We start from the raw sequence: 18,304 nt of genomic DNA on the forward strand, positions 1-18,304 counted from the left end.
TATAATTACAACTTGCCGCACATCGTCATTATCTTCGAAAGAATCCATCATTTTCATCAGCTTCTCCGCATTCTCGCCTCCACCCACTGGTTGTTCTTCACTTGGTCCGCTTTCCGGTCAAAAAGAAGGGAAGTGACATCACTCCAACGATTCCTCCCTTGCCGCAATTCCTCCATGAAGCTGGCGGAATTGAGCGGGCGTCATTCCTTCCTGCTGCTTGAAACGTTGAATAAAATAGCTGGCATGCTGAAATCCGACCTCATTGCCGATTTCACTGACGAACAGTTCAGGCTGGCTCATTAACAATTGCATTGATTTGCGGATACGAAGCCGGTTCACATATTGAAGGGGGCGAAACCCCATCGAGCGGCGAAATAACGTGCATACATACTGCGGAGAGATATTGATTCGATCCGCCATCTGCTGCAACGTCACTTCCTTCATATAATGTTCATGAATCCAGTCTAACAAAGGGGCTAGCGATTCGATCCCCTGCTTCGGCTGTCGTCCAGCTTTACCGGTATCCGCCCAACCGCATCGCCCCCATGCCATTACCAGCTCATACGCGAGCGAAGATAATACAGTCCCTTGACCGTAAGCAGAATCGCTTAGCAGCGCAAGTGCGCGCCGGATCGGATCCATTGTAATATCGGGCGATCTCAACGTCATATGCAACGATTGGCGGATGTTCACCGTACACAGCAGTTCTTGCGCCAGTGCACCTTGAAAGCCGAACCAATATATTCCCCACGGTTCTTCCACGGGCTTGTATTCATGCGGAACATCGGGAAACAGGAGGACGCCTTGCCCCGAACTTATCTCAATTGTCTCCTCGTGCCCTTCCCAACGGAATATTCCCCTGCCGGAAGTGCATTGCAGCCATTGGTAATCAGGATAGCCATGCGGCCGATCAATTTCGGTCTGATGACTCCAGCTCCCAACCGTAGTGACGATGAGCGGCAATGTTCGCTCCTTGTCGGTAAGCATAGGGAAGTGCAAGCTGTCCATGGGTATCGCCCCTTTCCTTCGCCGTCAACATTCCAGTTGCATTTGTTTCATATCCTTATATGTACTATAAAATCGTTAGATTGAAAAGCATCAGAATCCCGTCCTATCATATGAATAGATACAAAATCATGTTCAAATCGTTATATATCTGTGCCCGTATCTATTAAAATGACACGTTCATAGGAAAGGAAGATGAAGATGACTACCTCTCATTCGAACGCACATCCTGCACAACCATCTTCGGCCGCACCGATTTGGCAAGACGAAACTGTGCTGCATCTGAATCGCTTGGAGCCCCGTGCTTACTTTATCCCGCATGAGAATGCGACTGAAGCGCTCACATATGAACGCGGAGCTTCCCCTTGCTTTCAGCTGCTTAATGGCGAATGGAAGTTCCACTATGCAGAGTGCCCGGGAGACGCACCGCAGCACTTTTTCGAGCTCGATTACGATGACATCTCATGGGAACGCATCCCGGTGCCTTCGAATTGGCAGATGGAGGGCTACGGCAAGCCGGAATATACCAATGTGCTGTATCCGTTTCCCGTCGATCCGCCGTATGTGCCTGATCATAACCCGACCGGATCCTACCGCCGTACCTTCTGGATAGACGAGCAGTGGTCCGACAAACGGATCGTCCTGCGCTTTGAAGGGGTCGACAGCGCATTCCACGTGTGGGTTAACGGAGAACATGCCGGTTATAGCCAAGGCAGCCGCATCCCCGCCGAATTCGATATTACTGCGCTTGTTCGTCCGGGCAGAAACCATATTGCCGTACAAGTGTACCAATGGTGTGACGGCACCTACTTGGAAGATCAGGATATGTGGTGGCTAAGCGGCATATTCCGCGATGTGTACTTGCTTGCTTTTCCAGGCACACACTTGTGGGATTTCACGGTACGGACACCGCTGTCAGACAATTACCGGCGGGCCGTGCTTGAGGTAGATGCTTCCCTGCGCAATGATCGCACAGTGTCTTCTGCCAACAACCAACTGCTGCTTACGTTGCTGGATGCTGATCTGCAGCCTGTCGCCCGTGCGTCGTCAACTGCCATTACCGCCATTACCGCTGGCACTGCAAGCACAGTCAACTTTGCTGTTGAAATCGAAGCGCCGCAGCTATGGACGGCCGAGACTCCGTATCTGTATCACCTGCTGCTCGAACTTCGGGATGAACACGGCGAGATTCAGCAAATCACCGCCCAGAGAGTCGGATTCCGTGAAGTGAAGATAACGGATGGGAACCTGCTTGTTAACGGGAAAGCCATTATGTTGAAAGGGGTCAACCGCCACGAGTTTCATCCTGACCTCGGCCGGGCCATCCCGTTGGCGACGATGATGAAAGATATCCGCGTTATGAAGTCGTTCAATATTAATGCGGTCCGGACAGCGCACTATCCGAACGATCCGCGCTTCTATGAGCTCTGTGATCAGGCGGGGCTCTATGTGATCGACGAAGCCGATCTGGAAACGCATGGGTTCCAACCTGTCGGATACTGGGCACAGCTCAGCAATGAGCCGAGCTGGCGGCAAGCGTATGTCGAACGTATGCAGCGCATGGTCATGCGGGACAAAAACTTTGCAAGCGTCATCATGTGGTCGCTCGGCAACGAATCAGGCTGCGGTCCGAATCATGCCGCGATGGCGGAATGGGCAAGCGGATACGATCCGACCCGCGTCGTGCATTATGAAGGAGACTGGGAGGATATACTCGGCCTCGATATCGTCTCAAGAATGTATACGGCGGTCGATGAAGTGGAGACCATTGCGCAGAATGGCGACCAGCGTCCGTTCATCCTATGCGAATTCGCCCATGCCATGGGCAACGGTCCAGGCGGGTTCACGGAGTATGTCGAATTGTTCTATCGGTATCCGAAGCTGCAAGGAGCATTCGTATGGGATTGGGTGGACCAAGGCATACGGCAAATTCGGGAAGACGGCCGTTCCTTCATGGCGTACGGCGGTGAATTTGGCGAAGTGGTGCACGACGGCAACTTCTGCCTGAACGGCTTGGTCGATGGCGATCGCAAGCCATGGCCTGCACTGCATGAATATAAGAAGGCGATTGAGCCGGTGAAAGTCTACGTATCAGATATCGCTGCAGGGCAATTTGTGATCGAGAACCGATTCGACTTCATCCCGCTCTCTGCGCTTGCCGGAGTGTATACGATTGTGGCAGACGGAGCAGTTGTCGCAAGAGGCCCGTTCGATGTGCCAGATGTAGCGCCGCGCGAAAGCGAGCCTTGGACGTGGGACGCATGGCAGGTGCTGGGCAGCTCCGCTCATCGATTACACGGCAAAGACGTATGGCTGCGGCTGTCGTTCCGCACGTGCCGCAGCGAAGATTGGGCGCAGTCCGGACATGAGTTGGCTTGGGCCCAGTTCCAGATCGAACCATGCAGCGGTAAGAGCAGCGCGGAGAACGGCATTACCGAAGCCGATGCTGCCATTGATGCAGCTCCCTCCTCCACCGCGTGTAGTGCCATAGCGCCGCTCGAAGTGCAAGAGGTCGGAAATATATTCGTCGTGTTAGGCCGCGATTTTACGATTCGCATCGATCGCCGTAATGGCGCCATCGTGACATGGCAATCGCAAGGCATCGATCTTCTAGCAGGAAGCCCTCACATCCAATTATGGCGTGCAGTTATTGACAACGATCGCTATACAGTCAAGGATTGGCGCCGCTTCGGCTTGCACCAGATGACAGAACGGCTTGAATCCATTCAAGTCAATTCATCGGAAGCAGTACAAGGCTTGATTCATTTGAATGTCAACATTCGGATGAGTGCCCCGACTGTCAAATGGGGAATTCGCTGCCATCACCGGATTACAATACATCATGACGGCTCGCTTACTTTACAGGTTCGTGCTGTACCAGAAGGCGAGCATCCAGATGTGCTGCCGCGCTTTGGCTATGAACTTAGCCTTCCGCACACGTTGAGTCACTGCTCGTGGTATGGACGCGGTCCCGGCGAGAGCTACATTGACAGCAAGCAGGCTGCTGCCATAGGCTGGTACGATGCGAATGTGGATGATCTGATGGTCGCCTACGAAAAGCCGCAAGAGAATGGGAACCGTACGGATACACGCTGGGTTGCCTTCACGAATCAGCGCGGGTTTGGCCTGCTGGCCCATAGCGACACACTATTCGACTTCAGTGCGCATCGTTACGCCGTACAAGACCTTGAGCGTGCGGCGCATCATGCGGACCTGCTGCCAAGAAATGAGATCATCGTGCATCTCGATAAGGCGCAGCATGGGCTTGGCAGCAACAGCTGCGGTCCGAAAGCACTGCCGCAGCACGAGCTGAAGTGCGAACCGATATCATTCAAGGTTCGTCTTGTCCCTTTCAGCCGGGACGGCGTGTCACCGGGGCAACTGGCTCGCCAGACATGTCCAGCGGCTGAGTAGCTGAGACATCATCAGAAGCACAGTGAGGCCCGGTTGACCGCGCCTCACTGTGCTTCTAAAAATAAACAGCAAAAAAGCAGCCTCGCCGAATGAACGGAACAAGGCTGCTTGGCTTTGCTATTGTACACTATTTATAGATGACGATCCCCTAGCCGGGTAATCTCATTATAATTTAATGACATTAGCAGCTTGTGGACCACGGTTTCCTTGGGTAATTTCGAATTCAACCTCTTGACCTTCGTCCAAAGCTTTGAATCCGTCGCCTTGGATTGCGGAATAGTGAACGAATACATCTTCACCGTTCTCCACTTGAATAAATCCGTAGCCTTTCTCTGCGTTAAACCATTTTACAATACCTTTCAAGTTAAAAACCTCCTCACATAATCCACCCTTACAGGCGAATATTTACATTATAATTGAGGACATTTGAGAACGCAACTTTTTTTATTGAACAATTATTTGATTTCAAGTATGGGCTGGGTTATCATGATCGATAAGACTGTCTCAGTGAGACAGTACGCAAGATTCACGGTGTCCTGCACCATGGAAACGGGGTTTTTATATGATAAAAAAGCATGTCATTTACAAGACGGACAATTGGAATATGATGACGGTTGAAGTGCAGGGCCGCTATATCATATTGCGAGAAATATCAGACCAATGGGGCGAAGAATGCCACAACTTTTTAAGCCGCCCGGCACTTATGCATTGGGCCAAGCAGCGCTTCCCTAAAGAAGACTATGTCGGCAAGGAAGAAGAATGGAATCAGATTATGGACGCTTTCAAGCAAGTGTAAAGGCAGGTAATCCATGAATTCGTCAACGAACCTAATCTTCATTATTTTGGCTTTCTCACTCGGAGCCGTCCTGATATGGAAAAAAGAAACCGTGCCTGCTCCGATGCGCCGACCGATGGCTCTTGTGGCGCTTCTCTTAATCGCATTCGCTTTTTTCCTGATTGTGTACTCGTCTGTCACGCTGGGCACCTAAGACAAGATTCGATGTCGAATCACATCTTGGGATGCTTCGTGATCAATAAGGGAGCTTTTTGAACAACCTCTTTCAATAGTTTTACGGCACTTCGGTCATACTAGCCTTCAGATTCAAGTCTCGCCTGAACGACAGGAGGATAGATATGACCGCACAGCGCCGCGCTATAATCTTACTCGTCGTAGGATCTTTATTAGGTGTCACGCTAATCCCTGCTCCAGCATTGCCGGCTCAAGCAGCCGATTCAGCTTGGCAACCGCGATTTCAAGAACATTTCATGAGGAGGGTACATATGCAACAAGTAATGAAACGCTCGGAAGTACCGCAAGAGGACCGTTGGAAGCTGGAGGATCTATTCGGCTCCAAGGCAGAATGGGAGCGAGAGTACGAGCTCGTGCTTCAATTGTTGGAGAAGATGAAGCAATACCATGGCAAGCTAAGCGACGCTAAGACGTTGAGCGCTTGCTTCGAACTGGAAGATGATATTTCCTTACATACTGAACGCTTATACGTATATGCCAATATGCGCCATCACGAAGATACTGCTGAACCACAATATCAATCGCTGTCTGAGAAGTCGAAGCAACTGACAGTTACAGTAGGAGAAGCGCTCTCCTTTATGACTCCGGAGATTCTAGCTCTCTCTGATGAGCAGCTCGATAAGCTGATTGCGGATCCTGCGCTTGCAAGCTACAGCTTTACGTTGACAGAAATGAAGCGCCAGAAGGCCCATGTGCTGTCGAAGCAAGAGGAAGCGTTGCTTGCTCAAGTCGGAAGCATGTCGAAAGCTCCTGAAAGCATCTACAGCATGCTGAACAATGCGGATATGAAGTTTCCGAAGATCAAAAATGAAAAAGGCGAAGAAGTAGAGTTGACGCACGGACGTTACATTCAATTTCTCGAAAGCCGCAACGCCGACGTGCGCAAAGCAGCATTCGAAGCCGTATACGGCACGTACCGTGGCCAACGCAACACGATTGCCGCGACACTGAATGCCAACGTGACGAAGAATCTGTTCTACGCGCGTGCACGCAAATATCCTTCCACACTAGAAATGTACCTTTACGGAGATAACATTCCGAAGGAAGTATATACGAACCTGATTAATACGATTCATAAGCACTTGCCGCTAATGCATCGCTACATGAAGCTCCGCAAGCAGCTCCTGAATGTTGATGAGCTGCATATGTACGATTTGTTCGCTCCTGTCGTGGATGAGTTCGACATGAACATCACGTTCGACGAAGCAAAAGCAACCGTCAAAGAGAGCTTAAAGCCGCTTGGCGAGAAATATTTAGAGGCGCTGCAGGAAGGCTTCAATAATGGCTGGATCGATGTGTACGAGAACGAAGGAAAGCGTACAGGGGCTTACAGTTGGGGCGCATATGGCACGCATCCTTACGTGCTGTTGAATCACAAGGATAACTTGAACAGCATGTTCACGTTGACCCACGAAATGGGCCACGCGCTGCATTCGTATCATTCCGATAACAACCTGCCATATCGTGATGCGCAATATACGATTTTCTTGGCAGAAGTGGCGTCGACATTGAACGAGGCGCTGCTTATGGATTATATGCTGAAGAAGACGAACGATAAGAAAGAGAAGATGTATCTGCTCGCCTACTACATCGACCAATTCCGTACAACGGTGTTCCGTCAGACGATGTTCGCGGAGTTCGAGATGATCATTCACGAGCGCGCCGAGAAAGGTGAAGCATTGACTCCACAGCTGCTGTGCGAAGTGTACTATGATCTGAACAAAAAGTATTACGGAGACGACATGATCGTTGACAAAGATATCGAAATGGAATGGGCTCGCATTCCACACTTCTATACTAGCTTCTATGTGTACAAATACGCGACAGGCTTCTCTGCCGCACAAAGCTTTGCCAAGCAAATACTGGATGATGGCCAGCCGGCCGTTGAACGCTACTTGGGCTTCCTGAAGAGTGGTGGCAGCGACTACTCCATCAACATTTTGAAGAAAGCTGGAGTAGACATGTCCACGCCTACTCCAATCGAGGAAGGCATGAGCCTTCTGGAATCGCTCATTGAAGAAATGGAGCAAATGGCTGCAAAATAAGATGCCATGGAATAAGAAAGCGGGGCCCCTCTGGGCACCGCTTTCTTGCTGTTGAGACACCCTAGTTCATTCCCTCGAATGGCCAGCTGCGCTGAATCCCTGCCTCATCGAGTTCTTTTTGATAAGCCTTCAGGTGAAGTGAATGACCATGCACCTCGCGAGGCGTCACGCCATGATCCAGAGCGTACGCAATGAGATGACCGACCGACTCCCCAATGTTCCATTCGGTCGGGTGGAGACGGTAGCAGCCATTCGTAATTTGTGTTGTACCGATATTTTTGCTGGCGGGAAGCACATTCTGGACCCGCCTCGGTATGAGCGCACCGAGCGGAATCTCATACGGATAGGCTGGAATGAACATACTGCGGCGGCTCTTGGCCGTCATATGTAAATCCAAGAAATAATGCCCTACACCGACACTATCCTCATAACAGCGTATTCCCTCGCCTTTGTCTTGCCGCAATTCCTTATTTACATCCGCTTCGGTAATCGTATAAAGCGCCTGAATTCGTCTCGATTCACGAATATATGGAGATTTCGCCAATCCGTCCTCCGTTCCGACCGCTTTGCCGCACAGCCGGAGTCCAGGATAGCCCGTTCCCCCGTCCTCCCGAGGAGCTTCAGTCTGCAGCCAATATAATAATGATAAGCTTAATTGTTTTGCCATTTCTACATGCTGCATCCGTTCTTCATATGGCATTTCAATAATCGATGCTAAGGAGTAATCGTTCTGCGGCCAATTGATAAGCGAGATGTCGCCCTCCGACTCCCCTTCCTTGAACTGGGCTGCATCCACGACACGGCGATATGTCCACAGCGGCAGATCGCTGCTTCCTGGCAGGAATGTAAAGCTGCGATATTCATCATCAGCGTTCGGCTTCATATCCCACCAGCTCAGCAGCGGATAGGGCGATCCCTCATGATAGAAGCTGCGCCAGAACTCGTACATCTCTGGTTGTGGGATCGAAGGGGCGAGATGAGCTGCATGCTCCGGCAGCATCTCAACCGCCATCACGACCGTGAACGCCTGTGTATCCTCTTGATTCGCTTCAAGGAGCGCATGCGGCTCTCCAGTATTCTGCTGCGACTCAGCCCCGACATTATACTCCACGCCAGTGAGCGGAAGCAAGTCGCCGCATTCCGTTGCATCCACGAAGTAATCCCCGGCAATCGTCGTCAAGTGCCGGACTGTCACTTGCTGCACCTTATCTCCTTCCGCCTGTGCCTGGATCGGTATCGTGTCATACAAAATATGAAGGCGCCCCTCCTCCACAAACGGCCGCAACCACTTCTGCAAAATGCCATGCGCTACGTTCGGTTCATGACTAAGACGGCTGACCCATGCATTGCCTGGATTGAAATGTTCGTCGAAGTACGCCTCGCCGCGCACTTGATCAGGCTGCACCCGTTGGCGGTAATATCGTCGAACCTGTTGGCGGAATTCCCGATAGGAGCCTGTACATCCCGTCTGTTCTATCCAAGGATGCTCATCGGGCGGCACGGCCTGACTCGTTAGCTGCCCGCCCACCCAATCCGTCTCTTCCGTCAACACAACTTGATACCCCCGCTTTGCCAATGTCCATGCTGCAAGCGTACCTCCAAGCCCCCCACCGATAACAACTGCATCCGCTTTCATGTTTTTCATCGCGATCCTCCTTTTCCACATTAACCCACCTGTTATGAGCATATCATGCTTCAAGAACGTTTTGAATATTTTCACCTTAATTAAATTTATTTTTGGATAATGCATTCAACTTGTGACGAAAGCGGTCGAACATTATACTGAGAGGTAGATATATAGAACCATGAGGAGGATAACTCGATGCGTATTCAATGGTCTTTGCTGGCAGGGCTCTTTTTCGCGTTGATTACGGCCATCTTCGCCGTCATTAACGTCAATCCGGTCCAAGTCAATTTGTTATTCGGTACATTTGACGTACCTCTTATTTTGCTCATCCTTGGCTGCACCCTATTAGGAGCCATCATTGTGGGTTCCTACAGCATTTATTTGCAGTACAAATCCCAGAAGAAGCTGAAAGGGCTGGAACAGCAGCTTGCTCAAGTGATGGACGCGACGGGGTATGTCATTCCGGACACTGTAGAAGAGCCAGCTTTGCAAGGCACTGAGGATCTGAGCGATACCTCCAACGCTTCCGCTGATCGGAAGCACGCCGAGTAGCATAACTACCACTATCTATATGGAATTAAACGGATGCAAAGATGAGGAGGCTATATAATGAATCAACCTGTCATAACATCGGAGCCGTTTCATGCGGCGATAGATGAGAATTATGTAACTTCGTTTTTAATGGAACTGCTTCAGACCCCAAGCCCAACCGGCTATACTCATCACATAATGAAGCGAATTGGCGAAGAAGCGAAACGTCTCGGATATTCATTTGAGCTTACGCAAAAAGGATGCGGCGTGATCAAAGTGAACGGCGCAAAAGGCAATGCCGAGAAAGTCATCGGCTTATCAGCGCATGTGGATACGCTTGGCGCAATGGTCCGTTCCATCAACGCAGACGGGACGCTGCGACTCACTTCGTTAGGCGGATACATGTCTCATTCAATGGAGAACGAGTACTGCCAAATACATATTCGGGACGGACGAGTCTATACTGGCACAATTATGACCAATCACCCGTCTGTACACGTATATAGCGACGCACGCGACTACGCGCGTGAAGAGAAAAATATGATGGTGCGCATCGATGAGCTTGTCCACTCCAAGCAGGATACCGAAGCGCTTGGCATCCGTACGGGCGATTACGTGTCCTTCGATGCGCGCCCAGTCCATCTGCATAACGGCTTGATCAAATCGCGTCACTTGGATGACAAAGCGAGCGTTGCAGCACTCTTCGGCGTATTGGAGAGCATAAAGCGCACATCTTGGCAACCGCTGCACGATATCGTCATTTTCATTACGAACTATGAGGAAATCGGTCACGGCGCATCATACATTCCCCAGGAAATAACGGAAATGATCGCCGTCGATATGGGCGCAATGGGGGACGATTTGTCATGTAAAGAGACCGATGTATCTATATGTGCCAAAGATTCCTCCGGTCCTTACGATTACATGATGACCGGACAATTGATCGCATTGGCCGAGCGGGAAGGCGTCGAGTATGCGGTAGACATTTATCCTCATTACGGCTCGGATGCTTCCGCCGCTTTACGGGGAGGTCATAATATTCGCGCCGCGCTCATCGGACCGGGCGTGCATGCATCCCATGCGATGGAACGTACCCATCAGAAGGCAGTCATCAATACGGCGCGGCTTCTCTCCGCTTACATTACAGAGTAAACTTACCTGACGGAAGTAGGGACATGATAGTTATCAGGACTCTATCACTCAAAACGACAACTTGCATCGATGAGAAGGAGGAAGAAATATGACGGAGCGCTTTCGAGCATTAGTCGTGCGCAAGTCAGACGGCGATATAATGGACGTGTCCGTTCAGGAGCTCGGCTTGTCCGATCTGCCGGAGGGCAGTGTAACGATCCGTGTTGCTTATTCCAGCTTAAATTATAAAGATGCATTAGCTTGCGCACCGAACGGCGGCATCGTTAAATCGTACCCATTCATCCCCGGAATCGATCTGTCGGGTATCGTAATGACAAGTCATGATCCGCGCTTTACTGCCGGTCAGCCAGTGCTGGTTACCGGTTATGAGCTAGGGGTGACTCATTTCGGCGGTCTGTCCGAAATCGTTCGCGTCCCTGGAGATTGGGTCGTGCCTGTACCCGAGTCACTCAGCTTGCGGGAGGCGATGGTGTTCGGAACGGCAGGATTTACGGCGGCATTAGCCGTAGAACGCCTCGAACAGCACGGCATTCGTCCAGATGATGGCCCGGTTCTTGTAACCGGAGCAAGCGGCGGAGTCGGCTCCATTTCCGTCGCTATGCTGGCCAAGCTCGGTTACGAAGTAACCGCCGCGAGCGGTAAGAGTCAATTATCCGATACACTGCGGAATTTAGGTGCCGCTCATGTCGTATCGCGGCAGGGGTGGCAGCCTGAACGGCCGCGTGCGTTGGATAAGCAGCGCTGGGCGGCAGTAATCGATGTATGTGGCGGCGACATTCTTGCAGCAGCGCTCGCTTCTACCCGGTATGGCGGAGCCGTTGCGGCTGCCGGACTGACTGCGGGAGGACAGCTGCCGACATCGGTCTATCCGTTCATCTTGAGAGGCATAGCCCTATACGGAATTGACTCGGTCTATGCTTCAGCCGCTCACAGGACTCGACTCTGGTCAAGAATGGCTGATGAATGGAAGTTCATTGCACAAGACAATGAATGGATCCATGAGATATCCCTTCAAGATGTGCCGGAATATACCGCTCGTATGCTCGAAGGGCAGACATGGGGCCGCGCGCTCGTCCACGTAGCTGCGGAAGATTAGAAATGATCGTGAATGAAACAATGACGCTGCGCGAACGTACAAACGCCAGCTGCGCATGTCAGTGTTACCATATTATCTAAATAGAGCAGGCGCCGATTCATAAGGTCGGCGCCTGCTCTTTGTATTCGTTTGGTTATGACTATCCCATTGTTGGTTCGGATCGTTTCCAACGCGCGAGCATTTCGTTGACCACCTGTTCCAATGGCACGCTGATGGCGACCTTTGGAATATTTACTTGAGCTTTCACTAAATGCTTGTTCGCCTTTGCAATCGATTGCTTCCACGATGGAATCCGCGCCATAAGCCGATCCGGATTCACTACTTGGATGCCGATAAAATGCTGGCCCATGAATTCATAAATAAAAATGTCTTTTACTTCATCCCATGTCACTTCACCTGCCGCACTCAAGGAGGCATTATCGATGAAGCCTTCATTAGAAACAACTAGCGCCGGCTTCGGCACCATCAGGCGAAAGAGGGAGTATGCCAATGTTACCGCAAAAAATAATGAACAAATTCCGCCAACGACAATGGATACTCCTTCACTGTCAAGCATCAATACAATACCGATGACGACGAACACAAGCGACCCCAACAAAGTTAATATCAATTTGCGCTTGCCTGGATAAATGACATATGCATTCGACTCCGCTTTATATGCTGTCACGACAGAGCATCTCTCCTTTCATCCTACCTATTCTTATATAAACCGATGAAGGAGCACGTAACCTCATGTTGCACTCTATCCCGTCCGTACCGATGTTATTTCTGTTTCTCTGCCTCAATCTGTTCTGCTAACTCGCTTAAATAGGTCCATCGCTCCATTAAATCACTCAACTGTGTCTGGGCAGCGCTATCTTCCTTCATGAGCTCCTGCAGACGGGCGGAGTCATTGAATGCTTGCTCCATTTCCTTCTGGATGCGCTCCATATTTTCTTCCGCCTCTGCAATTCGATCCTCGATTTGCTCATATTCACGCTCTTCTTTATAAGACATTTTCAGCTTAGTCTTACGCTCGAGACGTTCGGATTTATCAACTGCTGTAGCCGCCTTAGCCGCTTGATCGGACTCCGCGCTCGCTGTTCCGCCGTATTTTGCCTTCCACTCCATATATTCCGAATAGTTGCCTACATGCTGTTCTATCGCTCCATCTTCGAACGACCAGATACGTTCCACCACACGATCCAGGAAATAGCGATCATGGGACACGGTAATGACTACGCCCGGGAAATCGTCCAAATAATCCTCAAGCACAGCTAGTGTCTGCACGTCCAAATCGTTCGTAGGCTCATCGAGCAGCAGGACGTTCGGCGCTTCCAGCAGCATGCGCAGGAGCTGCAGCCGTCTCTTCTCTCCACCAGACAGCTTGCCGATTAAGGTCCACTGCATCGCCGGAGAGAACAAGAACCGCTCCAGCATTTGCGCTGCGGTAATGGTCTGCCCTTCCGACGTACGAACCGTTTCCGCTCCTTCGCGCACGTATTCGATTACCCGCATCGACTCATCCATTTCCTCATGCTCCTGCGTGAAGAAGCCAATGCGGACCGTCGGCCCCAGCACGATCGACCCTTCGTCAGGCTCTCGCAGTCCAGCAATGATGCGCAACAGCGTTGATTTCCCGCTTCCATTCGGTCCGATTATGCCGATGCGATCTTCGGGAACCGCAATATAATTCACATCCTGGAACAGCGCTTGGCCGTTAATGGAGCAACCGACATGCTCAAGCTCCATTATCTTCTTGCCCAACCGGGCAGATAAGGTCGAGACGTCCACCTGATCGCCTTTTGCAAGCGGTCCGTCCGCTTGCAGATCTTCGAACCGTTGAATGCGCGCCTTCTGCTTCGTCGACCGCGCTTTCGCACCACGCCGGATCCAAGCCAACTCCTGACGCAGCAGGTTCTGTCGTTTATCTTCGGTTGCCGCTTCCCTTGCTTCACGGTCCGCCTTCAGCTCCAAAAAACGGGTATAGTTCGCTTCATAGAAGAAAGCGCATCCTCGATCAAGCTCCATCATGCGGTTGGCAACCCGATCGAGAAAATAACGATCGTGCGTAATCATAAGCAGTGCACCCGATCGCTTCTGCAGCAGCGTCTCCAGCCATGCGACAGTATCGTTATCGATATGGTTCGTCGGCTCATCCAGCAGCAAAATATCTGACGGATGAATGAGCGCAGAGGCGAGTGCAACACGCTTGCGCTGTCCGCCGGACAAGGTTCCCATCTTGGCGTCGAACTGTTGAATGCCAAGCTTGGACAGAATCGTCTTCGCCTCGCTTTCGAGCTGCCATGCTTGCAGCCGCTCCATATCATCGCTTGCGCGCACAAGCTTCATCTGTACGGCTTCATCGTCAGGCTTGCGGCGAGCTTCTTCCAAGCATTCCGTATATTTCCTGACAGCGACCATCTCGGGCGCATTTCCGCCAAGCACTTGATCGAGAACGGCAGCCTCCGGATCAAAGACTGGCTCCTGCGACACATACTGCAGGGTCACCCGATTTCCGATAAGCACTTGCCCTTCTTCCAATGGTTCCACTCCAGCGATAGTGCGCAAAAACGTTGATTTCCCCGTACCGTTTACACCGACAATGCCCAAGCGGTCCCCAGCTTCAATTCCGAAGGTTACCTCCTTGAACAGCGTCTTCTCTCCGTAGCTTTTGCCAAGCTGATCTATCGTCATTAAATGCATCATAAATCCTCCATTCGGTTCGCAAGCAAATTCGCATAATTTGCCCAAAAAGGGAGAACCCGAGGTTCTCCCCTTGCTTTTATACACTTTCGGCACCTTTGGCTAAGTCGCTCCTCTTACTGCCCGGCGGCACCTTTGGCTAAGTCGCTCCTCTTACTGCCCGGCGGCTTCTTCATGACTCGCGGCACACCCATTCATGAACAAATCGGCAACAAATCGAATGCGCTGCTGCAAATCTCGTTCCGTAAATGTAGGCGAGAACAAAATATCCATCTTGATCATATCCAACATCCCTGCGTACGATTTGGCATGAAGTGTCGCTTCCGGCAACCCGTAAGCCTCCATCGTCTCCGAAATAAGACGCATATAGCTGTGCATGAAGTTTCGAAGCGCAGCCATCATGTCCGGGTCATTATTCGGTGTCTTGAAGAACAGCTTCGTATACTCTTTGCGGTTATAGTAATAGCGCAAATGATGGTCAGCAATAAATCGCAGCCGTTCCTCCAACGAAAGGCGTTGATTCAGACCGAATTCCAGTTCGCGCAAATATTGTTCAAAATCACGCACCGTCATCGCGGTGAACAATTGTTCCTTACTCTTAAAATATAAATAAAGTGTTCCTTTGGCAATGCCTGCTTTATCGGCAATATCAGACATTTTCGTCTCGTAAAAGCCATCGGAACCGAAGAGCTCGTATGCCGCATCTAAAATGAGGTGCAGCTTATCGCCATAACCGTAACTCATCGGCCCACCTCCTCCACATTTGCCCAAGCCATGACCTATGCCTGACATTCTTTGTTCGAATATATCACGAGTTCGATTGCTTGTCGATTTGTTACATTCCATATAACAACAAAACAAGACAAGAAGCAGCACCGCCGGCGCAAGAAGTAATCATATTGACTCTATCATTGTTCATCCAGCCTGCCCCGCGAACGAGCACGGTCGGGATGCCGCAATGTTCGGTTCGTTCCGTATCCGCGCCGCACTTGCTGCAGCGGTAGCTCGCCTGGACGGTAGCGCCGAATAAGGAATCGAGCATGGCTCCCGCCACACCGCCTATTCCTGCTGCGCCAATGATCACCCCTAAATCAATCCAATTATGCTGTTCGTTCAAAATGAGCATAAAAACGACGGCTGCAATGCCAATGGTCAGCGCCCCCGCAACAGAAGCTAGTGTGCCTATGACCGATACAGCCCCTGATGTTCCCGCGGGAACTATACGGCCTGTCAGTATAGAACGGGGAGGCTTAGGACTGAGGCTGCCGATTTCCGTTGCCCACGTATCCGCATTGACCGTAGCCATTACCCCGATAAACAACCACATCCATATCGAATTCGGAGCAATGTAATTCAAGAGACAGAGAATCATGCCAATGCCGCCGTTCGCCAACACTTGCCCTGCATCGCGCTCTCCTGTTTTTTCATACAGTTCATCAAAGCGCACCTTCATTCGCTTTTTCCACTTGGACCAGCCAGTTGACGTAACGAAAAAAGTCAACAGCAATCCGAACCAGAGAAGGTCGCCACTCCCATAATATATCGTCCCCATGATAACAGCTGCAGCGGCACCCGATTTTGTCAGCGATCGCTTCCACCACGCTGCGCCTGCCACCAGCAGACTTCCCGCGAAGCCAATCAACCAAGGACTGATGCTGCCCAATAGCCTCATCCACTCTTGAAACAAATTCGTCCCTCCTCGAGACTCCACCAAGCCAGTTCTGTTCCGATCATTCTAACCCTGCTCCGTAATAATGCAGGAACCGAGCACCTCTTCGCGCAGACAAAGGGCCAATCGATCCCGCGCCTGTACAGGACCGACTCCTGCAGGCGTACCGGTAAACAACAAGTCTCCTTCACCTAAGCCGTAATGCTGAGCGACGTATGAAATGAGCGTATTCAGCGAAAAAATCATCTCTTCTGCACTGCCAATCTGTACGGTTTCATCATTTTTCACTAACGAAAAAGGGATGCGTTCAAGCTCAGCCGTTCCCGGAAACGGCACAAAGCGCGTAATGGGGGCACTATTCAGCACTCCTTTTGCCGCAAGCCACGGATGTCCTTTTTGCTTCAGCACATCCTGCACGTCTCTAAGCGTAAAGTCTATGCCTAACGCATAGTCATCCACCGCTTCGTCCGCGGTCATGCCTGGGGTCACCTTGCGGCCAATGCGAAGCACAAGCTCAATCTCATGGTGAACCGCACCGGTATGAAGCGGCAGAGGAAGCTGCGTCCCATCGGCAATCAGCGATACAGCATGGGAAGGCTTCAGAAATACCATCGGCTGCGTAGGCACGTCATTGCCGAGCTCTGCCGCATGCAAGCGATAATTGCGTCCAATGCAGTACACATTGCGTACGGCGGATGGGTCAAAGTTTACTTTTAGGTCTGCGTTCATCGTTTATGTCTCCCCTCATGGCAACTTATTTATGATTTCGATGCGATACGTCCTTGTCCGTCAATAGATACACGGTTGGAGATGCTTTCGACGTGCTTCATCAGCTCGGTGCCTTTCTCTCCCTCAAGCGGTACCGGCTGCCCCAGCTCGGTAAAGAACGGCTTCATCTGCAGCTCGCATTTGCCGCTCTTCGTGCATTCCGCCTGCAGCACCATCGTATCCCACGTCTTCGGCAGTTCATTGAGTGTGAACACAAAATTGCCCACGCTGTACGCAATCCACTTATCTTTATATTGCTCAAAGCCTTGCAGCACGTGCGGGTGACCGCCGACAATCAGATCGGCACCAGAATCGACATATAATTGGGCCAATTCTTTTTGATACTCGAGGGGATAATCCTCCCGCTCTTTGCCCCAATGGGCAATGACAATTACGAGATCGGCTTGCTGCTTCGCTTCCTTGATCGCCGCGGCCGCCTGCTCCTTCGTACCTTCATAGGTGGTTGCGACCCCCGGCTTATTCTTCCCTGCATACCAGCTTGAGTCAGGAATGACGCGGGTAAAGCCGAGAATTGCCATCTTGATGCCTTGGCGTTCTACAATGACGGGACTGTAAGCTTCTTTGCTGTCCTTCCCTGCCCCGACATACTTCACCTTCGCCTTATTGAGCGCTTCGAACGTATCAAGCAGTCCATTTTCGCCTTGATCCATCGTATGGTTGTTGGCCAGATTGACGATGTCAATACCTGCATTCGCTATGGCTTGAGCCGCCTGCGGAGATGTCTTATAGACGAAGTCCTTCTCCTCCGCTGGAACGCCATCCGTCGTCAACGGCGTCTCCAAGTTTCCGATAGACAGATCCGCTGCTTGCAACAACCCTTTTACGTATTGAAATGGAAAGTCGTACCCCTTCTCCTGAACGACGCCCTCTACTTTGCCCGCCATCATCATATCCCCGACAAATGTGAGGCGCACCACCGGCTCTTTCCCGGCGGAATCCTGATCCACGGGCTGGGTGCTCTCTGAATCGCCTCCATCGCCACGTTGGCCGCTCGCATCGTCCTGCTCCTTATTCGCATCCGCGCCGTCCGATGAAGGTCCGGTTGCCGGCTCGACAGTCAACTCATTCACATCAGGCGCCGATCCGCCGATTAATCCGCTTTGCCAGCCGTAGATAGCGGCCGCAATGAGGATAATGCCCAGAATGGCATTTCCCCACAGACGATGCCGCTTCTTCTTTTTACGTTGTTCCCGCTCCTCTTTAGCTCGATCCATTCTCGATAATGTCATAGTTTCTCCTCAATCTCGGTCACTGAATGACT

The 18,304-nt window shown here is 51.2% G+C and carries 16 protein-coding genes; 7 read left to right on the forward strand and 9 right to left on the reverse strand.

Annotated elements, in window-relative coordinates; translation table 11 throughout:
• Window positions 1-138: 138 nt before the first annotated feature.
• Complete coding sequence (locus tag M3650_RS17800) at window positions 139-1,008, reverse strand: helix-turn-helix transcriptional regulator (protein WP_251576756.1); 870 nt, start codon at window positions 1,006-1,008, stop codon at window positions 139-141.
• A gap of 198 nt (window positions 1,009-1,206) precedes the next feature.
• Here M3650_RS17800 and M3650_RS17805 point away from each other — a divergent pair, with 198 nt between their 5' ends.
• Complete coding sequence (locus M3650_RS17805) at window positions 1,207-4,419, forward strand: glycoside hydrolase family 2 TIM barrel-domain containing protein (protein WP_251576757.1); 3,213 nt, start codon at window positions 1,207-1,209, stop codon at window positions 4,417-4,419.
• Window positions 4,420-4,584: 165 nt separating this feature from the next.
• On the opposite strand, the gene M3650_RS17810 is transcribed toward M3650_RS17805, so the two are convergent.
• A complete protein-coding gene (locus M3650_RS17810; protein ID WP_019424259.1) occupies window positions 4,585-4,782 on the reverse strand; it encodes a cold shock domain-containing protein in 198 nt (65 codons plus the stop codon).
• Window positions 4,783-4,981: 199 nt separating this feature from the next.
• Between M3650_RS17810 and M3650_RS17815 the strand changes: the two genes are divergently transcribed.
• From M3650_RS17815 to pepF, 3 genes are all read left to right on the forward strand, one after another.
• Entirely contained in the window at window positions 4,982-5,215 is a 234-nt protein-coding gene (locus M3650_RS17815; RefSeq protein ID WP_019424258.1) for a hypothetical protein, read from the forward strand.
• Between the two features lie 13 nt (window positions 5,216-5,228).
• The gene (locus M3650_RS17820) at window positions 5,229-5,408 is read left to right on the forward strand and encodes a phosphoethanolamine transferase CptA (RefSeq protein WP_251576758.1); all 180 of its coding nucleotides are present in this window, start codon (window positions 5,229-5,231) and stop codon (window positions 5,406-5,408) included.
• Between the two features lie 292 nt (window positions 5,409-5,700).
• Window positions 5,701-7,494 carry an oligoendopeptidase F gene (gene pepF, locus M3650_RS17825; RefSeq protein ID WP_251576759.1) on the forward strand — a complete coding sequence of 598 codons (1,794 nt, stop codon included), beginning with the start codon at window positions 5,701-5,703 and terminating at the stop codon, window positions 7,492-7,494.
• 61 nt (window positions 7,495-7,555) lie between these two features.
• Here pepF and M3650_RS17830 read toward each other — a convergent pair whose 3' ends face one another.
• Entirely contained in the window at window positions 7,556-9,139 is a 1,584-nt protein-coding gene (locus tag M3650_RS17830; protein WP_251576760.1) for an FAD-dependent oxidoreductase, read from the reverse strand.
• A 177-nt stretch (window positions 9,140-9,316) separates the two neighbouring features.
• Here M3650_RS17830 and M3650_RS17835 point away from each other — a divergent pair, with 177 nt between their 5' ends.
• From M3650_RS17835 to M3650_RS17845, 3 genes are all read left to right on the forward strand, one after another.
• On the forward strand, window positions 9,317-9,673 hold the full coding sequence (locus M3650_RS17835; protein ID WP_019424254.1) for a LapA family protein: 357 nt from the start codon (window positions 9,317-9,319) through the stop codon (window positions 9,671-9,673).
• A gap of 57 nt (window positions 9,674-9,730) precedes the next feature.
• On the forward strand, window positions 9,731-10,804 hold the full coding sequence (locus tag M3650_RS17840) for a M42 family metallopeptidase (protein ID WP_251576761.1): 1,074 nt from the start codon (window positions 9,731-9,733) through the stop codon (window positions 10,802-10,804).
• Between the two features lie 88 nt (window positions 10,805-10,892).
• Window positions 10,893-11,900, forward strand: coding sequence for an oxidoreductase (locus M3650_RS17845; RefSeq protein ID WP_251576762.1), 1,008 nt, complete (start codon window positions 10,893-10,895; stop codon window positions 11,898-11,900).
• Window positions 11,901-12,039: 139 nt separating this feature from the next.
• Here M3650_RS17845 and M3650_RS17850 read toward each other — a convergent pair whose 3' ends face one another.
• From M3650_RS17850 to M3650_RS17875, 6 genes are all read right to left on the reverse strand, one after another.
• On the reverse strand, window positions 12,040-12,567 hold the full coding sequence (locus tag M3650_RS17850; protein ID WP_251576763.1) for an STM3941 family protein: 528 nt from the start codon (window positions 12,565-12,567) through the stop codon (window positions 12,040-12,042).
• 95 nt (window positions 12,568-12,662) lie between these two features.
• On the reverse strand, window positions 12,663-14,585 hold the full coding sequence (locus tag M3650_RS17855) for an ABC-F family ATP-binding cassette domain-containing protein (RefSeq protein ID WP_251576764.1): 1,923 nt from the start codon (window positions 14,583-14,585) through the stop codon (window positions 12,663-12,665).
• Between the two features lie 153 nt (window positions 14,586-14,738).
• A complete protein-coding gene (locus M3650_RS17860; RefSeq protein WP_251576765.1) occupies window positions 14,739-15,329 on the reverse strand; it encodes a TetR/AcrR family transcriptional regulator in 591 nt (196 codons plus the stop codon).
• 91 nt (window positions 15,330-15,420) lie between these two features.
• Complete coding sequence (locus tag M3650_RS17865) at window positions 15,421-16,272, reverse strand: DUF92 domain-containing protein (RefSeq protein ID WP_251576766.1); 852 nt, start codon at window positions 16,270-16,272, stop codon at window positions 15,421-15,423.
• A 48-nt stretch (window positions 16,273-16,320) separates the two neighbouring features.
• The gene (locus M3650_RS17870) at window positions 16,321-16,983 is read right to left on the reverse strand and encodes a fumarylacetoacetate hydrolase family protein (protein WP_251576767.1); all 663 of its coding nucleotides are present in this window, start codon (window positions 16,981-16,983) and stop codon (window positions 16,321-16,323) included.
• A gap of 29 nt (window positions 16,984-17,012) precedes the next feature.
• Window positions 17,013-18,272 (reverse strand): CapA family protein, encoded by a 1,260-nt coding sequence (locus tag M3650_RS17875; RefSeq protein WP_251576768.1) that lies wholly within the window; start codon window positions 18,270-18,272, stop codon window positions 17,013-17,015.
• Window positions 18,273-18,304: the final 32 nt, after the last annotated feature.

This window comes from Paenibacillus sp. MER TA 81-3 (genome assembly GCF_023713585.1).
Lineage (GTDB): Bacteria > Bacillota > Bacilli > Paenibacillales > Paenibacillaceae > Paenibacillus_B > Paenibacillus_B profundus.

Coding starts and splice junctions, on each gene's coding strand:
- M3650_RS17800 (WP_251576756.1), bottom strand. CDS start 1,008: ATGGACAGCTTGCACTTCCCTATGCTTACCGACAAGGAGCGAACATTG.
- M3650_RS17805 (WP_251576757.1), top strand. CDS start 1,207: ATGACTACCTCTCATTCGAACGCACATCCTGCACAACCATCTTCGGCC.
- M3650_RS17815 (WP_019424258.1), top strand. CDS start 4,982: ATGATAAAAAAGCATGTCATTTACAAGACGGACAATTGGAATATGATG.
- M3650_RS17820 (WP_251576758.1), top strand. CDS start 5,229: ATGAATTCGTCAACGAACCTAATCTTCATTATTTTGGCTTTCTCACTC.
- pepF (WP_251576759.1), top strand. CDS start 5,701: ATGCAACAAGTAATGAAACGCTCGGAAGTACCGCAAGAGGACCGTTGG.
- M3650_RS17830 (WP_251576760.1), bottom strand. CDS start 9,139: ATGAAAAACATGAAAGCGGATGCAGTTGTTATCGGTGGGGGGCTTGGA.
- M3650_RS17835 (WP_019424254.1), top strand. CDS start 9,317: ATGCGTATTCAATGGTCTTTGCTGGCAGGGCTCTTTTTCGCGTTGATT.
- M3650_RS17840 (WP_251576761.1), top strand. CDS start 9,731: ATGAATCAACCTGTCATAACATCGGAGCCGTTTCATGCGGCGATAGAT.
- M3650_RS17845 (WP_251576762.1), top strand. CDS start 10,893: ATGACGGAGCGCTTTCGAGCATTAGTCGTGCGCAAGTCAGACGGCGAT.
- M3650_RS17855 (WP_251576764.1), bottom strand. CDS start 14,585: ATGCATTTAATGACGATAGATCAGCTTGGCAAAAGCTACGGAGAGAAG.
- M3650_RS17860 (WP_251576765.1), bottom strand. CDS start 15,329: ATGAGTTACGGTTATGGCGATAAGCTGCACCTCATTTTAGATGCGGCA.
- M3650_RS17870 (WP_251576767.1), bottom strand. CDS start 16,983: ATGAACGCAGACCTAAAAGTAAACTTTGACCCATCCGCCGTACGCAAT.
- M3650_RS17875 (WP_251576768.1), bottom strand. CDS start 18,272: ATGACATTATCGAGAATGGATCGAGCTAAAGAGGAGCGGGAACAACGT.